This window comes from Novosphingopyxis iocasae, from assembly GCF_014334095.1.
Lineage (GTDB): Bacteria > Pseudomonadota > Alphaproteobacteria > Sphingomonadales > Sphingomonadaceae > Novosphingopyxis > Novosphingopyxis iocasae.
This window is the reverse complement of the sequence record NZ_CP060495.1, coordinates 1708669-1726196: the sequence shown is the minus strand read 5'-3', so window position 1 is coordinate 1726196 and position 17528 is coordinate 1708669. Positions and strand designations below refer to the sequence as shown.

The 17528-nt window shown below is 62.6% G+C and carries 22 protein-coding genes; 11 read left to right on the top strand and 11 right to left on the bottom strand.

Going from position 1 to position 17528, the window contains the following annotated elements; translation table 11 throughout:
* Nucleotides 1-11 precede the first annotated feature (11 nt).
* The 5 genes from gmk to H7X45_RS08260 form a co-directional block, all read right to left on the bottom strand.
* On the bottom strand, nucleotides 12-650 hold the full coding sequence (gmk, locus tag H7X45_RS08280) for a guanylate kinase (protein ID WP_187334443.1): 639 nt from the start codon (nucleotides 648-650) through the stop codon (nucleotides 12-14).
* A gap of 57 nt (nucleotides 651-707) precedes the next feature.
* On the bottom strand, nucleotides 708-1076 hold the full coding sequence (locus H7X45_RS08275; protein WP_187334442.1) for a hypothetical protein: 369 nt from the start codon (nucleotides 1074-1076) through the stop codon (nucleotides 708-710).
* A 2-nt stretch (nucleotides 1077-1078) separates the two neighbouring features.
* Nucleotides 1079-1993 (bottom strand): mechanosensitive ion channel family protein, encoded by a 915-nt coding sequence (locus H7X45_RS08270; RefSeq protein WP_187334441.1) that lies wholly within the window; start codon nucleotides 1991-1993, stop codon nucleotides 1079-1081.
* A gap of 212 nt (nucleotides 1994-2205) precedes the next feature.
* Nucleotides 2206-3597 carry a class II fumarate hydratase gene (gene fumC, locus H7X45_RS08265; protein WP_187334440.1) on the bottom strand — a complete coding sequence of 464 codons (1392 nt, stop codon included), beginning with the start codon at nucleotides 3595-3597 and terminating at the stop codon, nucleotides 2206-2208.
* 103 nt (nucleotides 3598-3700) lie between these two features.
* A complete protein-coding gene (locus H7X45_RS08260; RefSeq protein ID WP_187334439.1) occupies nucleotides 3701-4177 on the bottom strand; it encodes an SspB family protein in 477 nt (158 codons plus the stop codon).
* A 93-nt stretch (nucleotides 4178-4270) separates the two neighbouring features.
* On the opposite strand from H7X45_RS08260, the gene hisB reads away from it, so the two are divergent.
* From hisB to H7X45_RS08220, 8 genes are all read left to right on the top strand, one after another.
* The gene (gene hisB, locus H7X45_RS08255) at nucleotides 4271-4864 is read left to right on the top strand and encodes an imidazoleglycerol-phosphate dehydratase HisB (protein ID WP_187334438.1); all 594 of its coding nucleotides are present in this window, start codon (nucleotides 4271-4273) and stop codon (nucleotides 4862-4864) included.
* Nucleotides 4857-5153 (top strand): YciI family protein, encoded by a 297-nt coding sequence (locus H7X45_RS08250; protein ID WP_246449400.1) that lies wholly within the window; start codon nucleotides 4857-4859, stop codon nucleotides 5151-5153. Before hisB ends, H7X45_RS08250 begins: the two co-directional genes overlap by 8 nt.
* Nucleotides 5146-5763 (top strand): imidazole glycerol phosphate synthase subunit HisH, encoded by a 618-nt coding sequence (gene hisH, locus H7X45_RS08245; RefSeq protein WP_246449399.1) that lies wholly within the window; start codon nucleotides 5146-5148, stop codon nucleotides 5761-5763. The genes H7X45_RS08250 and hisH overlap by 8 nt, the downstream gene beginning before the upstream one ends.
* 37 nt (nucleotides 5764-5800) lie before the next feature.
* Nucleotides 5801-6529 (top strand): 1-(5-phosphoribosyl)-5-[(5-phosphoribosylamino)methylideneamino]imidazole-4-carboxamide isomerase, encoded by a 729-nt coding sequence (hisA, locus tag H7X45_RS08240; RefSeq protein WP_187334436.1) that lies wholly within the window; start codon nucleotides 5801-5803, stop codon nucleotides 6527-6529.
* Nucleotides 6526-7290 carry an imidazole glycerol phosphate synthase subunit HisF gene (gene hisF, locus H7X45_RS08235; protein WP_187334435.1) on the top strand — a complete coding sequence of 255 codons (765 nt, stop codon included), beginning with the start codon at nucleotides 6526-6528 and terminating at the stop codon, nucleotides 7288-7290. The genes hisA and hisF overlap by 4 nt, the downstream gene beginning before the upstream one ends.
* 194 nt (nucleotides 7291-7484) lie before the next feature.
* On the top strand, nucleotides 7485-7772 hold the full coding sequence (gene groES, locus H7X45_RS08230) for a co-chaperone GroES (protein ID WP_187334434.1): 288 nt from the start codon (nucleotides 7485-7487) through the stop codon (nucleotides 7770-7772).
* Nucleotides 7773-7822: 50 nt separating this feature from the next.
* A complete protein-coding gene (gene groL / locus H7X45_RS08225; RefSeq protein ID WP_187334433.1) occupies nucleotides 7823-9475 on the top strand; it encodes a chaperonin GroEL in 1653 nt (550 codons plus the stop codon).
* Between the two features lie 164 nt (nucleotides 9476-9639).
* Nucleotides 9640-9816, top strand: coding sequence for a hypothetical protein (locus H7X45_RS08220; RefSeq protein WP_187334432.1), 177 nt, complete (start codon nucleotides 9640-9642; stop codon nucleotides 9814-9816).
* Between the two features lie 27 nt (nucleotides 9817-9843).
* Here H7X45_RS08220 and H7X45_RS08215 read toward each other — a convergent pair whose 3' ends face one another.
* Nucleotides 9844-10650 (bottom strand): fasciclin domain-containing protein, encoded by an 807-nt coding sequence (locus H7X45_RS08215; protein ID WP_187334431.1) that lies wholly within the window; start codon nucleotides 10648-10650, stop codon nucleotides 9844-9846.
* 127 nt (nucleotides 10651-10777) lie between these two features.
* A complete protein-coding gene (locus H7X45_RS08210; protein WP_187334430.1) occupies nucleotides 10778-11704 on the bottom strand; it encodes a hydrogen peroxide-inducible genes activator in 927 nt (308 codons plus the stop codon).
* A 166-nt stretch (nucleotides 11705-11870) separates the two neighbouring features.
* Here H7X45_RS08210 and epsC point away from each other — a divergent pair, with 166 nt between their 5' ends.
* Nucleotides 11871-12557, top strand: a complete 687-nt coding sequence (gene epsC / locus H7X45_RS08205; protein WP_187334429.1) for a serine O-acetyltransferase EpsC — start codon at nucleotides 11871-11873, stop codon at nucleotides 12555-12557.
* Entirely contained in the window at nucleotides 12557-12898 is a 342-nt protein-coding gene (locus H7X45_RS08200) for a DUF2794 domain-containing protein (protein WP_187334428.1), read from the top strand. The genes epsC and H7X45_RS08200 overlap by 1 nt, the downstream gene beginning before the upstream one ends.
* Nucleotides 12899-12927: 29 nt before the next feature.
* Here H7X45_RS08200 and H7X45_RS08195 read toward each other — a convergent pair whose 3' ends face one another.
* Both H7X45_RS08195 and H7X45_RS08190 read right to left on the bottom strand, forming a co-directional pair.
* Nucleotides 12928-14010, bottom strand: coding sequence for a hypothetical protein (locus H7X45_RS08195; protein ID WP_187334427.1), 1083 nt, complete (start codon nucleotides 14008-14010; stop codon nucleotides 12928-12930).
* Nucleotides 14011-14089: 79 nt separating this feature from the next.
* Nucleotides 14090-14995 carry an SDR family NAD(P)-dependent oxidoreductase gene (locus H7X45_RS08190; RefSeq protein WP_187334426.1) on the bottom strand — a complete coding sequence of 302 codons (906 nt, stop codon included), beginning with the start codon at nucleotides 14993-14995 and terminating at the stop codon, nucleotides 14090-14092.
* Nucleotides 14996-15161: 166 nt separating this feature from the next.
* Between H7X45_RS08190 and H7X45_RS08185 the strand changes: the two genes are divergently transcribed.
* Nucleotides 15162-15497, top strand: coding sequence for a DMT family protein (locus tag H7X45_RS08185; RefSeq protein WP_187334425.1), 336 nt, complete (start codon nucleotides 15162-15164; stop codon nucleotides 15495-15497).
* A 4-nt stretch (nucleotides 15498-15501) separates the two neighbouring features.
* On the opposite strand, the gene H7X45_RS08180 is transcribed toward H7X45_RS08185, so the two are convergent.
* Together H7X45_RS08180 and H7X45_RS08175 are read right to left on the bottom strand one after the other, a co-directional pair.
* Nucleotides 15502-16629 (bottom strand): acyl-CoA dehydrogenase family protein, encoded by a 1128-nt coding sequence (locus H7X45_RS08180; protein ID WP_187337059.1) that lies wholly within the window; start codon nucleotides 16627-16629, stop codon nucleotides 15502-15504.
* 118 nt (nucleotides 16630-16747) lie between these two features.
* Nucleotides 16748-17512, bottom strand: a complete 765-nt coding sequence (locus tag H7X45_RS08175) for an energy transducer TonB (protein WP_187334424.1) — start codon at nucleotides 17510-17512, stop codon at nucleotides 16748-16750.
* Nucleotides 17513-17528 lie beyond the last annotated feature (16 nt).

The window sequence follows — 17528 nt, the reverse complement described above, 5'->3', positions numbered from 1 at the left end:
CCCTTTTTCGTTCAGTCCGTTATCAACTCGCGGGCGAATTCGATCAGGCCGGTCTGGCGGCGGCGGCGCATGCGTTCGGCGCGCAGTATCGTCTGCACGTCGGTGAAGCAGCGCTCCACATCGTCGTTCACCACGACATAGTCATAGCCGTCCCAGTGGCTGATTTCGGCGCGCGCACGGGCCATGCGTCCCGCGATCACTTCGTCGCTGTCGCTGGCGCGTTTTTTCAGGCGGCTGCGCAGCTCTTCGATTGAAGGCGGCAGAATGAAGACCTGCGCCACTTGGCTGCCGGCGCGCTGGTGAAGCTGCTGCGCGCCCTGCCAGTCGATATCGAAGAGCACGTCTTTGCCGTCCTCGAGCAGCTTTTCCACCGAAGCCTTGAGCGTGCCGTAGCGATGGTCGAACACATGCGCCCATTCCAGAAACGCATCGTCGGACACCAGCTGATCGAACTCTTCGTCGCTCACGAAGTGATAATCGACGCCATTTTTCTCGTTCGGACGCGGTTTACGGGTGGTCGCGGAGACGGACAGCGCGATCTGCGGATCGGATTTCATCAGCATGCGCGCGATGGTCGATTTGCCCGCGCCCGAAGGGGAGGACAGGACAAAGAGCACGCCGTAGCGCTGGAGGGGAATTCGGTCGGCCATGCGGGTTCATGGCCGCGCACCCCGCACGCCGTCAAGGGCATGCGGGGTGTGGGTAGGTCAGCTGGTAACAGGGCGCGGGGGAATGGGGTCAAGCTGCTGGGCGTCGCGCGGATCGTCCACAGCGCTGTCGCTATATTCACCATCGACGATTTCGGTCTCGCCTTCGGCACGGGCCATCGCCATGTCGGTGTCCTCGTCGCTGAGCCCGGTGGAGGTCGCCGCTTGCGCACGCCGATCCGCCTTACGCTTGTCGTACAGCTTCTTTGCGAGGTAACCGCCCCCCACCAATGCCGCGCCGGGAAGGGAGCGGGTTGCGACTTTGGTGACGAGGAAACCGACACCCGCGCCTAGCAGGCCGCGGCCGGCGGTTTTCTCGCCGACTTTCTTGCCGATCAATGTCCCTGCGAGCGATTTGAGAAAAGCCATTTTCAGTCTCCGGTTGAAGGAGCTTCGGCGTCGTTGTCCGCCTTGCGGGCGAGCGGCACCGGCTCCTTGAAGGTGTGGGTGATGTAGGGGAACGGGATTTCGATGCCCGCATTGTCGAGCGCGCGCTTGACCGAACGGACGACCGTGTCGCGGGTCTGGTGCATGGCGAGCGGCTTGGAGCCGGCCCACCAGCGCACGCGGAAATTGATGCTGCTGTCGCCAAATTCGAAGGCGAAGATGTCGATCCGCTTTTCGGTGTTCACGCCTTCGGCATCTTCCACGGCTTTCAGGATCACCTCACGCGCTTCTTCCAGATCGGTGTCGTAGCTGACGCCGACGACCACCTCGTGACGCCGTTCGGCATCGTCCGTCAGGATTTGCACCGGATTTTTGAAGAGCATCGAATTGGGCACGATCGTGACCTCATTCGACAGGCGGCGGACATGGGTTTCGCGCAGCGTGATGTGCTCCACGCGGCCTTCAATTCCTTCGCAGCTAATCACATCGCCGATACGCATTTTTTTGCGGATCATGATGAGAACGCCGGCCAAGAAATTCTCGAAAATATCCTGAAATGCAAAGCCGATCGCCACCGCGCCGATACCGAGGCCGGCGAGCAGGCTGGCGGGCGTCAGGCCGGGCAGAATGATGGTCGCCGCGATCATCAGACCCACCACCCAGACGAAGATGGTCACCAGGGTATCGACCAGCGCCTTTAGCGACGGACGAATTTCGGTTTTGGCGGTGACCCGGTCCGCGATCTTGCGAGCGCCTTTGGCCACCATCCAGGTGATGAAGACAACGATGAGGGCAATGGCGAGGAGCGGGAGCAGCTTGAAAAAGCCATCGGCCATCGATGACAGTTGCTCCAAGAGCGACTGGACCGGTCCCTGAAATTGATCGGTGGCTTTGCCCATGTCGCGCGCGTCTCCCTGTTCTGACGAACCTCGTTTCGGTTGGAATATGAACGGGATGGGCGGCGGGGAGTTCCGGGGCGATGATCGCGCGTCTGGTTCAGCGACTAAAGGTCACGTAAAAATCCCGGGCTTGCGCGGCGGAGCGCAGGCCCGGGACCAATCATTTTCAACCGGTTTCGGCTGCCGTCACAGCCGATGAAAAGAAGGCCCGCTTAGCGGCCCACCATATTTTCCGGTTTCACATGTTCGTCGAAGGTCTTCTCATCGACGAGGCCCAGTTCCAGGCCCGCTTCTTTCAGCGTCTGGCCGTTCGCGTGAGCATGCTTGGCGATCTTGGCTGCATTGTCATAGCCGATGACGGGCGCGAGCGCGGTGACCAGCATCAGCGAGCGATCGACCAGATCCTTGATCCGCTCCTCATTCGCCTCGATTCCATCGACCAGGCGCGTGGCGAAGCTGTCCATGCCGACCGAAAGGAGGTCGATCGAGCGCAGCACGTTGGAGCCGATCAGCGGCATAAATACGTTGAGCTCGAACTGGCCCTGCATGCCGCCGACCGTCACCGCCTGCTGGTTGCCGATCACCTGGGCGGCAACCATCGTCAGCATCTCGCACTGGGTGGGGTTCACCTTGCCCGGCATGATCGAGCTGCCCGGCTCGTTGGCGGGCAGGTTGAGTTCGCCAAGACCCGACCGCGGCCCGGAGCCGAGATAGCGGATGTCGTTAGCGATCTTGTTGAGGCCCGCGGCAAGCGCGTTCAGCGCGCCGTGGAAGAACACCAGCGCGTCCTTGGCGGCAAGTTCGGTGAACTTGTTGGGTGCGGGCGTGAAGGCCTCACCCGTGATGTCCGAAATCGCGGCGCACATGTCCTCGGCCCAACCCTGCGGCGCGTTGAGGCCGGTGCCGACGGCGGTGCCGCCGATGGCGAGCTGCGTCAGGTTCGATTCCGCTACGCGCTCAATCCGCGTGCGGGCTGCGATCAGCTGACCGACATAGCCGGAAAACTCCTGGCCCAGCGTCAGTGGGGTGGCGTCCTGCGTGTGCGTGCGGCCGATCTTCACGATGTCGTCCCACGCATCGACCTTCTTCTTCAGTGAGGTGATGAGCACGTCCATCGCGGGCAGCAGCTGCTCGCGGGTCGCCAGAACGGCGGCGATGTGCAGCGCGGTGGGGAAGCTATCGTTGGAGCTTTGCGACTTGTTGACGTGATCATTAGGGTGCACCGGCTCCTTGCCGCCGCGCGTGCCTGCCAGCTTTTCATTGGCGATGCCGGCGATCACCTCGTTCACATTCATGTTGGTCTGCGTGCCCGAACCCGTCTGCCAGATGGTGAGCGGAAACTGATCGTCATGTGCGCCGGATGTGATGGCGGTCGCCGCTTCCTCGATCGTATCGGCGGTTTTGTCGTCCAGCCCGTGCTTGCGGTTTACCCGCGCGGCCGCCTGCTTCACGATCGCCTGCGCATGGACCAGGCGGATCGGCATCTGCTCGCGCTCCGCGAATGGGAAGTTCTGCAAGCTGCGCTGCGTCTGCGCGCCCCAATAGGCGTCTGCGGGAACGTCGATCGGGCCGATCGAATCGGTTTCGGTGCGGGTGTCGGTCATAATGGTCTCTTTCGTTCCCCGGGCGACAAGCCGGGGCTTTATCGGGTTACGTCAGAGACTGCGTTCCGGCGGTGCCGAAGAGCAGCCGTGCGAAAGGTCGGGATTATTTCTTCCTGCCGAAGTCCACATTGACGACGTTGCTGCCGTCTTCGCGCTCGACCGTCGGGCCGTCATTTTCGGCGGCGTCGTCATGGTCCATCGCGGCAAGTTCGCCATCCACCTGGAATTGCAGCGCGAAGTCGACCGCGGGGTCGACAAACGCGGTGATCGCGGAAAAGGGCACGACAAGATGGCTGGGGATCTGATTAAAGCTGAGGCCGACTTCGAAATGGCCGTCCTCCACCTTCAGATCCCAATATTTGTGCTGAAGCACGATCGTCATCTCGTCCGGAAAACGCTCGACGAGATGCGAGGGGATGGAGACGCCCTTCGCGTGCGTCTTGAAGGTGATGTAGAAATGATGCTCGCCGGGCAGGCCGCCGGCTTCCACTTCGCTCAGCACCCGACCGACCACCGCGCGCAGGGCCTCCTGCACGATTTCGTCATAGGGAATCAGGCTGTCGGGCATATCCTCGCTCATGGCGCGGACTCGTGGACCGGATGCGTCCTTGAATCAAGACGGTTAAGACGTGCGCGGGCTTCCATTGGCGCAAAGGACACCTATACAGCCCCTATGCGCACCGGAACCATCGAACGCTCGACCAAGGAAACCGCGATCCGCGTCCATTTGAATCTGGACGGGACGGGGCAATATGATGTCTCCACCGGCATCGGCTTTCTCGATCACATGATCGAGCAGTTTTCGCGCCATTCGCTGATCGACCTCGAGCTGAAGGTGGACGGTGATCTGCACGTCGATCAGCATCACACGACCGAAGATAGTGCGATTGCGCTCGGCCAGGCGATCCTCGATGCGCTGGGCGACAAGGCCGGCATCCAGCGTTACGGCGAATGCCATTCGCCGATGGACGAGACGCTGAGCCGCGTTGCGCTGGATATTTCGGGCCGCAGCTGGCTCGCCTGGAAAGCCGGGTTCACGCAGGAGAAGCTGGGCGAGCTCGATACCGAACTGATCGAGCACTGGTTTCACTCGGTCGCCGATGCGGCGGGCATCACGCTCCACATCGAGCTGCTGTACGGCAAGAACAACCATCATATCTGTGAAAGCATCTTCAAGGGCTTTGCGCGCGCCATGCGCCAGGCGGTGGAGATCGATCCGCGCAAGGGCGGCGCGGTGCCGAGCACCAAGGGGCAGCTGGGTGGCTAATATCTTTATAGCATCGCTGAGCTACACCGTGCCGATCGAACAGATCGACGATCTACTGAAGCCGCATCTCGAATGGTTGCAGGCAGGGCACAAGGCGGGCCATTTCCTCGCCTGGGGACCGAAGGAGCCGCGCGATGGCGGGGTGATCTTCGTCCGAGCGAAGGACCGCGCGGAAGCGGAAAGCCTGTTGTCCAGCGATCCCTTCATGACCAATGGCGTCGCAACCAGCGAGATCATCGAATGGAATCCGCGCTTTCTGGGCTCCGGGCTGGAGGCCTTTGGTGGCTGAAGCAATAGCGCTGATCGATTTCGGCGCGGGCAATCTCTATTCCGTCCACAACGCCTTGAAGGCGGCGGGTGCGGAGGCGACGATCACGGCCGATCCGGAGCTGGTCGCGCGCGCGGACCGCATCGTGCTGCCCGGTGTCGGCGCCTTTGCCGCCTGCCGCGCCGCGCTGTTCGCGATCGATGGCATGGTGGAAGCGCTGAACGCCCGCGTGCGAAAGGACGGCGTGCCGTTCCTCGGCATCTGCGTCGGTATGCAGATGATGGCAGGCACTGGTCACGAACATGGCAAGCATCACGGCCTCGGCTGGATCGCTGGGTCGGTGATCGCACTCGATCCCGCCGTGCGCGAGGTGCGCGTGCCGCATATGGGCTGGAACGCCGTCTCGACCGATCGGAGGCATGATGTGGTGAAGGACGGCGAGGCCTATTTCCTGCACAGCTACGCGTTCGAACCGACGCGGACCGAGGATGTGATCGCCGTCACCGATCATGGCGGCCCGGTCGTCGCGGCAGTGGGCCGAGACAATATGCTCGGCGTGCAATTTCATCCGGAAAAGAGCCAGGGCTATGGCATCGCTATGCTGGAAAGGTTTTTGAAATGGGCGCCGTGAACGGTTTTTCTGCGCACCAGCGCGAAGGCATTACGTCATGATCGTCTTCCCGGCCATCGATCTGAAGGGCGGCGAAGTGGTGCGCCTTGCCGAGGGCGATATGGACCGCGCCACCGTCTATGCCGACGATCCCGCCGCGCAGGCGCTGCTTTTCGCCGAGGCGGGAGCGCAGCATCTGCATGTCGTAGATCTCGACGGCGCCTTTGCAGGGGAAGCGCGCAATGCGGACGCAGTCGAACGGATCGTCGAGGCGTTTCCCGGTCACGTCCAGCTTGGCGGCGGCATCCGTAATCGCGCAGCGGTCGATAGTTGGTTCGAACGCGGTGTGGCGCGCCTCGTCATCGGTACGGCGGCTTTGAAAGATCCCGAATTCGTGAAGGCAGCCGCGCGCGACTGGGAAGGCGGCATCGTCGTTGCCGTCGATGCGCGCGACGGCATGGTGGCCACCGATGGCTGGGCCGAAAAGAGCGACATTACCGTCGTCGATCTCGCGCGCCGTTTCGAAGATGCGGGCGTCGCTGCGCTGCTGTTTACCGATGTCGGGCGCGACGGTCTGCTCAAAGGCTGCAATATCGAAGCGACGGTCGATCTGGCGCGCTCGGTCGATATTCCGGTGATCGCCAGTGGCGGAGTGAAGGGCATTGCGGACATCCGCATGCTGGCGCTGCAAGCCGATCAGGGCATAGAAGGCGTCATCACGGGCCGCGCGATCTACGACGGCACGCTGGATCTTGCGACCGCGATCGCCTTGGGGGCCGGCGCTTGACCGTTCGTGTTCGCGTGATCCCCTGTCTCGACGTGGCGGACGGCCGCGTCGTGAAAGGCGTGAACTTCGTCGATCTGATCGATGCGGGCGATCCGGTCGAGCAGGCGCGCGCTTATGATGCCGCCGGCGCGGACGAATTATGCTTCCTCGATATTGGCGCGAGCCATGAGGGGCGCGATACCATCGTCGATGTGGTGCGCCGCACCGCGGAAGTCTGCTTCATGCCGGTCACCGTCGGCGGTGGGATTCGCACCGCGGACGACGCGCGCGCGCTTTTGATGGCGGGGGCCGACAAGGTGGCGGTGAACAGCGCCGCCGTCTCGCGCCCCGAAGTGGTCAGCGACATTGCGGCGCGCTTCGGCAGTCAGTGCGTCGTTGCCTCCATCGACGCCCGGCGGCGCGAGGATGGCAGCGGCTGGGAAATCTTCACGCATGGCGGACGGAAGCCGACCGGTATCGACGCGCTGGACCATGCGCGGCGACTGGTGGACCTTGGCGCGGGCGAACTGCTCATCACCTCGATGGACCGCGACGGAACGCGCGAAGGCTTCGATCTTGCGCTCACACGGGCGATGGCCGATGCGGTGTCCGTGCCGGTGATCGCCAGCGGCGGCGTCGGCTCGCTCGATCATCTGGTGGAAGGCGTGACCAAGGGCCGCGCCAGCGCGGTGCTTGCCGCCTCGATTTTCCACTTCGGCGAAGCGACGATCGGTGAGGCTCATGCCGCGCTGCGGGCGGCGGGATTGCCCGCCCGCGGCTAGCATAAAAATTTGCGCCGCCGCGCACGAAAATACCGCCGAACCCCCTTGATCTGTCGCGCAAGCGGTCCATATGCGATCCGCGTTAGCACTCACCCTTTGAGAGTGCTAACAGACACCCATTCTCCCGCTCGGGTGCCGATCCGGCGCCCGGCGGAAGCCGCTTTTGCCAGATACAGAAGGAAAGGGACAATCATATGAACTTTCGTCCGCTCCACGACCGCGTGCTCGTTCGCCGCGTCGAAGCCGAACAGAAGACCGCCGGCGGGATCATCATCCCCGACAGCGTTCAGGAAAAGCCGCAGGAAGGCGAAGTCGTCGCCGTCGGCACCGGCGCGAAGGCCGATGACGGCACCGTGACCCCGCTCGACGTGAAGTCGGGTGACCGCATCCTGTTCGGCAAATGGTCCGGCACCGAAGTGAAGGTCGACGGCGAAGAGCTGATCATCATGAAGGAAAGCGACATCCTCGGCATCATCGGCTGAGCGACAGGCGCTTTTCTTACTTCTCCAAATTCCAGAAAGGATAACATCACATGGCATCCAAGGACGTAAAATTCGGCCGCGACGCGCGTGAGCGCATCATGAAGGGCGTGGACATCCTCGCCGACGCGGTGAAGGTCACGCTCGGCCCCAAGGGCCGTAACGTCGTGCTCGACAAGAGCTTCGGCGCTCCGCGCATTACTAAGGACGGCGTTTCCGTCGCCAAGGAAATCGAACTGAAGGACAAGTTCGAGAACATGGGCGCACAGATGCTGCGCGAAGTCGCCAGCAAGACCAATGACGCGGCCGGCGACGGCACCACCACCGCCACCGTGCTCGCTCAGGCGATCGTGCGTGAAGGCATGAAGTCGGTTTCCGCCGGTATGAACCCGATGGACCTGAAGCGCGGCATCGATATCGCCGTCGCCAAGGTGGTCGAGGATCTGAAGAGCCGTTCGAAGACCATTTCCGGCTCCAAGGAAATCGCCCAGGTCGGCACGATCTCCGCCAATGGCGACAAGGAAATCGGCGAGAAGCTCGCCGAAGCGATGGACAAGGTCGGCCACAACGCGCCGATCACCGTTGAAGAAGCCAAGGGCCTCGAGTTCGAGATCGACGTCGTCGAAGGCATGCAGTTCGACCGCGGTTACCTCTCGCCCTATTTCATCACGAACAGTGAGAAGATGACGGTCGAGCTCGACAATCCGTACATCCTCATCTTCGAAAAGAAGCTGTCGAACCTCCAGTCCATGCTCCCGATCCTGGAAGCCGTGGTACAGGCGGGCCGTCCGCTCCTGATCATTGCCGAGGATATCGAAGGCGAAGCGCTGGCCACCCTCGTAGTCAACAAACTGCGCGGCGGCCTCAAGGTTGCTGCCGTGAAGGCTCCGGGCTTCGGCGATCGCCGCAAGGCCATGCTGCAGGACATCGCGATCCTGACCAACGGCGAAATGGTCAGCGAAGATCTCGGCATCAAGCTGGAGAACGTCTCGCTGAACATGCTGGGTGAAGCCAAGCGCGTCACCATCGACAAGGACAACACGACCATCGTCGATGGCGCTGGCGACCAGCAGGCTATCAAGGACCGCGTCGACGCGATCAACGCGCAGATCGAGAACACCACCTCCGACTATGATCGCGAGAAGCTCGAAGAGCGTCGCGCCAAGCTGTCGGGCGGTGTTGCCGTGATCAAGGTCGGCGGTGCCACCGAGGTCGAGGTGAAGGAAAAGAAGGACCGCGTAGAAGACGCGCGTCACGCCACCAAGGCGGCCATCGAAGAGGGCATCGTTCCCGGCGGTGGTACGGCACTTCTTTACGCCACCCGCGCCCTGGAAGGCCTGGAAGGCCACAATGCCGATCAGACTCGCGGTATCGATATCGTGCGCAAGGCGCTGACCGCTCCGGTGCGTCAGATCGCTCAGAACGCTGGTTTCGACGGTGCCGTCGTGTCGGGCAAGCTGCTCGATCAGGATAACACCGATTACGGCTTCAACGCGTTCAGCGACGAATATGAGAACCTGGTTGAGGCCGGCGTGATCGACCCGACCAAGGTTGTGCGCACCGCGCTGCAGGACGCCGGTTCGGTCGCCGGTCTGCTCATCACCACCGAAGCCACGGTGGCCGAGCTTCCGGAAGACAAGAGCAGCGGCGGCGGCATGCCGGGCGGCATGGGTGGAATGGGCGGCATGGGCGGCATGGACTTCTAAGTCCGCTGAACCAGTCGTCCGGCCTGGCCGGATACTATCGGGGCCGGAGGAGCGATCCTCCGGCCCTTTTTTCATGCCGGAAGCCCTCGGTCCGGTATATCGAAATTCCAAACGCGCAACCACCGCTCCGCGCCAACGTTGATGACGCCGGAAGGAATTTCGCGATGACAGAAAGAAAAGACGAGGACATGCGCCCTACGAAGACGCAGGACCGGCCGAACACATCGACCGAACATCAGGCAGAAGGCGACGCCAGGCGACCGAGCGATACCCTGGACCGCGATATCACGAAGCGTGGCCCTGCAGGCCAGCCCGTGCCGGAGGATAGCGACCAGGCCTGATTTACACGCCCGGTCGCCTGATCGGGTTTAGCGGCGGCGCTTCTTCTTTTTGCCGTTCGCATCTTCGGGTGCCTTGGGCACCATCACCATGTCGGTGGTGTGGATCAGGCCATTGAAAGCGCCCTGATCGTAATTGGTGATTGTCGCGACATGGCCTTCGGGGTCGGTCAGCGTAACTTTGCCCTCGGGCGAAAGCGCGGCAACCAGCGTTTGCCCCTGCAATGTGGGCAGGCTGCCCTTGCCGCCATTTTTCTTGAGCTGCTTCACCAACTCCGACGACGCGAGATAGCCCTTGATCACATGATATTGCAGCAGCCGATCGAGAGCGGCCTTGTTCTCGGGCTTCAGCAGATCATTGAGCGTTGCCTGGTCCATTGCCATAAACGCCGCGTCATTGGGCGCGAAGATCGTGAACGGGCCAGTGGCTTCCAGAGCATCGACCAGCCCGCCCTGGCGCAGCAATTGCGCAAGACGCGTGTTGGTCGGCGACTGGCTGATGACGTCCACGACCGTGATAAAATCGGCCGCCTTGGCCTGCGGCACAGCGGGGGCTGCGTAGCTGGTTGCCGGCTGCTGATAGGCAGGCGGCGCGGTCGTATCGGTCTGCTCATAAGGCAGCTGTGCGTTTTGCTGACCGCTCTGGGTCGTCGTCGCGGGGTAGGGCTTGGGCGCTACCTGTCCGGGCAGCGGGGGCTGCGTCGTCTGATCGGGCTGCGCGGTCGGCGCCGGAGTCGGCGTTGCCTGACCTTGCGGAGGCAGCGGCGCGACATTCTGCGCGGCCAGCGGCGCGGCAAGGATGGTGGCCAGGCCTGATAAAATTATGGCGGACTTCATGGTGCTCGATACTCCCGCATTCGGTTTGCGCCCTTTTGCGGGGCGCCAGAAAGACAGGCAAGCGCTATCGCAAAGCGTGGATGAACCCAAGCGATATGGAGGGGGGCGACCGCGCGTGTGCGGCACTTCAGCGCGCGTCGGCGCCCAGCTCCTCGGCATAGAGCGAACGCAGTTCCTGGGCGAGCATGCGGAACTCTTCCTCTCGCGGGCTCGCCTTACGCCAGACCAGCGCGATGCTGCGCGAGGCACGGTCCGCTTCCAGAGGGCGACCCTGCACCTCGGTGCCTTCCAGCAGGCCTGCCTTCAGCGCCATCTCCGGCAGCAGCGTGAGACCAAGCCCATTATCGACCATCTGCACCAGCGTATGCAGCGATGTGCCCAGCATCGTTGCCGAAGCGCGGAGCTCCGGACGGTTGCAGGCGGCCAGCGCATGGTCCTTCAGGCAGTGGCCGTCGACCAGCAGCAGAAGCCGCGTTTCGTCGATGAACTCCGGCGGGACGTTCGCGGGCAATTCGCGCGGATCGTCTTTCGGGAAAGCGACGAACAGCCGGTCCTCGAACAACAGTTCCTGATCGCTGTCTCCGCAGGGGAAGGGCAGGGCCAGCAGTACGCAGTCCACCTGCCCATGGTGCAGCGCCTCACACGCATCAGCGCTGGTTTCCTCACGCAAATAGAGTTTCAGTTCGGGATAGCTGCGACGAAGATCCGGGAGGAGACGCGGGAGAAGAAAGGGCGCGATCGTGGGTATCACGCTCATGCGCAGATCGCCGGTCAGCGGTTTGCCGGCCGAGCGGGCGAGTTCGGTCAGCTCCTCCGCCCCGCGCAGGATGCGATGAGATTTTTCGACCATCGAATCGCCCAGCGGGGTGAAGCGCACCACGCGGCGCGTCCGCTCGACCAGCGTCACGCCAAGCAGCGATTCTAGCTCACGCAGGCCGGCGGAGAGGGTGGACTGCGTGACGAAACAGCTCTCGGCCGCGCGGCCGAAATGGCCATGCTCCTTCAGCGCAACCAGATATTGGAGTTGCTTCAAGGTGGGCAGATAGCTGTTCACAAAGTCACTCCGTCGATATTTATTGCGATAAATATAGCAAAATACCGATTAGTCCAGCGTTTACGGCGCTTCGCATGGCATTCCTCCCACCATCCCTTGATCTTCCCTTCTCATCGCGGGCCTGCTTTCCTATCTTCGCCGCTCAACCGTGAAGGAGCGCCCCCCTATGTTTCGGGACCTCATCGCCTATCTCGATTCGATCAAGGCCCGCGATCCCGCGCCACGCTCGCGCTGGGAAATCCTGCTTTATCCGGGGCTATGGGCGCTTGGATTCCACCGCGTTGCGCACTGGTTGTTCATTGGAGAGATTTATTTCCTCGCGCGGCTGGTGAATCATTTTTCGCGCATGCTGACGGGCATCGACATTCATCCGGGGGCAAAGATCGGCCGTCACTTTTTCCTCGATCACGGATTCACGGTGATCGGCGAAACCGCGGAGATCGGCGACAATGTTACCATCTACCAATGCGTAACGCTGGGCGGGACCAACCCCGCCAATGGCGAACCCGGCAAGCGGCATCCGACGATCGAGGATGATTGCATCATCGGCTCGGGTGCACAGATCCTGGGGCCGATCACCGTGGGCAAACGCGCGCGCGTTGGGGCTAATGCCGTTGTGACTGGCGATGTGCCCGAAGGCGCGACGATGGTGGGGCAAAAGGCGCGCTCCACGCTGGTAGCGGCAGAAAATTACGCGCGTGACTTTGTTCCATATGGCACGCCCTGTTCGCAAATAACCGATCCGCTGACACAGAAGCTAGAGGCGATGCAGGCGAAGATCGATGCGCTTGAAGCGCGGCTTGGCGAGAAAAGCGACGATGGCGGCGAGCCGGAGCGCCGCGACCGCGCCTGATGAGCAATATCGTACCCTTCCCCGGTGCAGCAGGCGCAGCGCAGGTCGGTTTCGACCGCGAGGAATTGACCCGTATTCTCGATCTATATGGCCGGATGGTCGCGGCCGGGAACTGGAAAGATTATGCGATCGACCTGGGCAAGGAAGCGGCGGTCTTCAGCTGCTTTCGCCGGTCTGCCGAGCGTCCCGAATATCGTATCGAGAAGCGTCCGGCCCTGCGCAATCGGCAGGGCATGTGGGCGCTGGTGGGCGAGGGCGGCGCAATCCTGAAACGCGGCCATGAATTGAAGCCCGTTCTGGCCCCCGTGGAACGAAAACTGATGAAGTTGGTCGGCGGCTGAGAGCCGCCGACCAGCCTTGTCAGTGCGCCTCAGGCCATCGCTAGGTGTGAGAGCGGTAGGCGGGCTTGCAGCGTTCCGGGCAAGTGGTTGACCACTGCGTTGCGGATCGGCGTCCAGAAGGCCGAAAGCGTCAGCAGCGCCGAGCCAATTACGAAGGCAGTCAGCGCGATGTTGAGCTCAACCACACCAAATTCCTGAAAAAGCTGCGTCACGGCATAGAGCACGTAAGCCAGTGCGGAGACGAGAAGCGCGCGCCGATCGACTGCGAGCGCGACGACCGCGAAGGCCAGGTAGACGCCAATCACTCCGAGCGCGCCCGGCACGCCGGCCAATTGCCCGTCGGTGACCCCGGTGAGCGAAAAGAGCGGATGAGCGATCATCGGTGCAGCCAAGAGGTGGAGCCAGAACGCCACATCGCTACGCCGCGTTTTACGCGCGCGGTCCGACATGTCCCACCACATGGCAAAAGCGAAAACGCCGAGGCCGAGGACGAACACGATGGCCAGCATGATGTCCGGAATGTTCGCATTTTCCGGACCGATGGCCGAAGCGATCAAGGCGACGATCGTCGCGGCAACTGCAGCGGCCCCGCCTGCAACGGTGATGGGCACCTTGAAACGACGCCAATGGAGCCATGCGCCGAATGCCGTCAGCACCGCGCTGCCTGCTACCCAGAGCGCCGCGGCAGTATCGTTCAATCCGCCGTCTCCGCCATCGAAAACATTGCTTAGAAAGCCGAAACCCAGGAGCGCTTCGAACAGGCCGCCAAGGAACGCGATAAGCAAAATGATGCTGGGCAGCGCCATGCGGCGGCGACGGGTGAAGAACTCGGCAAGTCCCCAGGCGGCGCCTGCCACGAAGAGTCCGGCAAAGGGCGGCGGGCCGTCCATGATCGGTGTGATCGCCTGCCCGATGCCGCCGACCGCCACCAGCATGATGACGATCGCGATGGCGACGAAGATATCGTTGAAGCCTGTGATCAGGCGAAACTGCTCTTCGTCCACCATCGGTGATTGCCGGACGATGCTGACATGCGCGCGCAGTGCGTCAGCAGCCTCCGGGCTGATCGCACCCGCCGACACGGCGGATTGCAGGTCGGTCTCACTATACATAGCCCAATTCTCCCACTGTTCAGGTGGAAGCTAGGCTTGCCGTATTACTGTGTCAATACAGCACGGCTTCAGCCGATCGTCAGGAGCCGAGCGCCTGCAAGGCCTTCATGATCGCCATCGACTGTTCGGCGCCATTTTGCGGCACCGTTTCGCCCTTGCGGTCGATGATCTTGTCGAATGCTTCTGCCACGCCTTCAACGGTGCGCTTTTCTGGCGGCAGCGCGACGCCGGGCGTCAGCGTGACATAGCTCGCCTGGTAAACGCCCGCGCCCGCGCCGATGATCATGTTGGTCGGCGCGTCATCGCTGACTAGGAAGAGCGCGGCGGGGACGACGTTCACGGGATCGAACGCCTCGAACGCCTGTTCGGGGAAGATATCTTCGGTCATCCGCGTGCCCGCGACTGGGGCCAGCGTGTTGACCTTGATGTCATATTTCGCGCCTTCGAGGTAGAGCGTCTTAGTTAGGCCTGCGAGGCCCAGCTTGGCGGCACCGTAATTGGCCTGTCCGAAATTGCCGAACAGCCCAGTCGAGCTCGCCGTCATCAGAATGCGGCCATAGCCTTGCTCGCGCATCGTTTCCCACACCGCCTTGGTGACGTTGGCGGAGCCGATGAGGTGGACCTTGACCACCAGATCGAAATCCTCCGGCTCCATCTTGGCGAAGCTCTTGTCGCGCAGGATGCCGGCATTGTTGATCACGATGTCGACGCGGCCCCATTTCTCCTTGGCCGCCTCGACCATCTGGACCATCTGGTCATATTCAGTGACCGAGCCGCCATTGGCCATGGCGCTGCCGCCCGCCTCGACAATCTCCGCGACCACCTTTTCTGCAGCGTCCGAAGTGCCGGTGCCGTCGCGCGATCCGCCGAGATCGTTTACGACGACATTGGCGCCGCGCCGGCCGAGCTCGAGCGCATATTCACGGCCCAGGCCGCCGCCCGCACCGGTGACGATGGCGGTCTTTCCGGAAAAATCGATGGTCATGGTTCAGGCTCCTCGTTCGTTTGCACCGGGTCTGCGCATCCTGGAACGCGCTGTCCAGAGGCGATTTTACGTTTACGTAAGGTGAGGGGGCAAGCTTGGGCGATAGGCATCGCCGTGCGATCGGCTAAAACAGCGCTTTCCGCCCCGTTCCCGGAGTCATGCCGCCATGCCCACCATCGCCCTCCTGATCATCTCCAACCTGTTCATGACCATCGCCTGGTACTGGCACTTGAAAGGCGGAATGAACAAACCGATCCTGGCGGTGATTTTGATCAGCTGGAGCATCGCGCTGGTCGAATATTGTTTCGCCGTGCCCGCCAACCGCATCGGCTTCGCGAGCGGATGGACGCCCGCGCAGCTGAAGATCGTGCAGGAGGTGATCGCGCTCACCGTCTTCGGCGGCTTCATGGTGCTCTATCTGGGCGAGCCGCTCCATTGGCGCCACGCGGGCGCGGCGCTCTGCATGGTGGGCGCGGTGCTGTTCCTGTTCGGGGGGAAGTGAGCGCTCAGCCAGCGCCCACCAACTCCCGCCCGATCAGCATGCGGCGGATTTCATTGGTGCCCGCGCCGATATCGAGCAGCTTGGCATCGCGCATATATCGCTCGACGGGCCAGTCGGTGGTGTAACCCGCACCGCCCAGCGCCTGCACGCTTTCCGCCGCCACCTTGAACGCGTTTTCGCTGGCGAGCAGGATCGCGCCGGCAGCATCAAACCGCGTGGTCTTGTCGTTGTCGCACGCCCGCGCGACCACATAGGTGTAGGCCCGGGCCGATTGCAGCGCGACGTACATGTCCGCAATCTTCGCCTGCATGAGCTGGAAGCTGCCGATCGGTTTGCCGAATTGCTCGCGCTCGCGAACATAGGGGATCACGGTGTCGAGGCACGCCTGCATCACGCCGAGCTGCAGGCCGGACAGCACGACGCGCTCATAATCCAGCCCGCTCATCAACACGCCCACGCCGCCGCCGACGGGGCCCATGACGTTCTCCTCCGGCACATGGCAGTCGTCGAAAACCAGTTCGGCGGTAGGGGAACCGCGCATGCCGACCTTTTCGATCTTCTGGCCGATGGAGAAGCCGGGCATGTCCTTTTCGATCAGGAAGGCGGTGATACCGCGCGAGCCCTTGTCCGGATCGGTCTTGGCATAGACCACCAGCACGTCGGCATAGGGTGCGTTGGTGATCCAGAACTTGGTGCCGTTCAGCAGATAGCCGCCCTGCACGCCGTCCGCACGCAGCTTCATCGAGACGACGTCGGAGCCCGCATTGCTCTCGCTCATCGCCAGGCTGCCGACATGTTCGCCGCTGATCAGGCCGGGCAGATATTTCGCCTTCTGCTCCGCATTCGCCCAGCGCGCGATCTGGTTGATGCACAGGTTGGAATGCGCGCCGTAGCTGAGGCCGATCGAGGCACTGGCCCGGCTGATTTCTTCCACCGCGATAACATGCTCCAGATAGCCGAGCCCCAGGCCGCCGTCGTTTTCGCTCACGGTAATGCCGTGCAGGCCGAGCTCGCCCATCTGCTGCCAGAGTTCTTCCTTCGGGAACCAGTCCTCGCGGTCCACCTTCGCGGCGATCGGTTCGATCTGTTCGTCGGCGAAGCGGCGGACGGTTTCGCGGATCTGGTTCGCCATTTCGGTCAGGCCGAAATCGAAATCGGGGGTCGCTACGGTCACGGATTGTCCTCGCCTGTAAGATTGTTGCGTGCGGATATATGGGGAGGTGGTGAACGGGGCAAGCGGAGGAACGCGCTCACCGATCCCGGTCGCGCCCCAGCCACCAGCGCTGTTCCCATCCGGCAATATCCGCGACGGGCCGCCCGTCCGTGCCGCGCGCCGGTTCATAGCGAAAGCGCTGCGTGATCAGGCGGCAGGTGGTATCGTCCAGCGCCTGGTTTCCGCTTGAAATCTTGACGACGCAGCGCGTCACCCGACCGTTCGCGCCGATATAAACGTTCGCGCCTACGATGCCTTCGACATTCGCGTCCGCCGCCGATCGCGGATAATCCTTCGGCGTGATGCGACCGCTAACCAGCCGCGCCGGGACAGGGGGATAACCGCCCGATCCGGCACCGGTGCCGTTGTTCCCGCTGCCGGTTCCGTTGCCGATGCCTCCTGCTCCGGTCCCGGTCCCTTCGATATCCGCATTGCCGGTGGTGCTGGCCGCGCCGAGATCGGGCAGCTTTGCAGTGTCGATGACGGGTTCGGGGATCGGAACCTGCACGATCGGTTCCGGGGCCTTGATCGGCGATGCTTTGGCCTTGAGGCTCGGCGGAGCGGCAGCACCTTCTTCCTTCGCGTCCGGCTTGGGCGTGACTTCTGGCGGTGGCGGGGGAGACGGGGCCGGTGGGGGCACCGGATCGGTCTGGACGGTAAAGGTTTTCAAACTTTCGGTTGCCTGGTTCACCACGTTGGCGCCAAGTCCGCTGATCAGCGCATATCCCAGGACGAGGTGAATCGCGATCGCCGCAGCGATCGATGGCGCACGCTCGCGCGGGGAAGTGTGCCCGAAACTCATGGGGATATAATAGCGT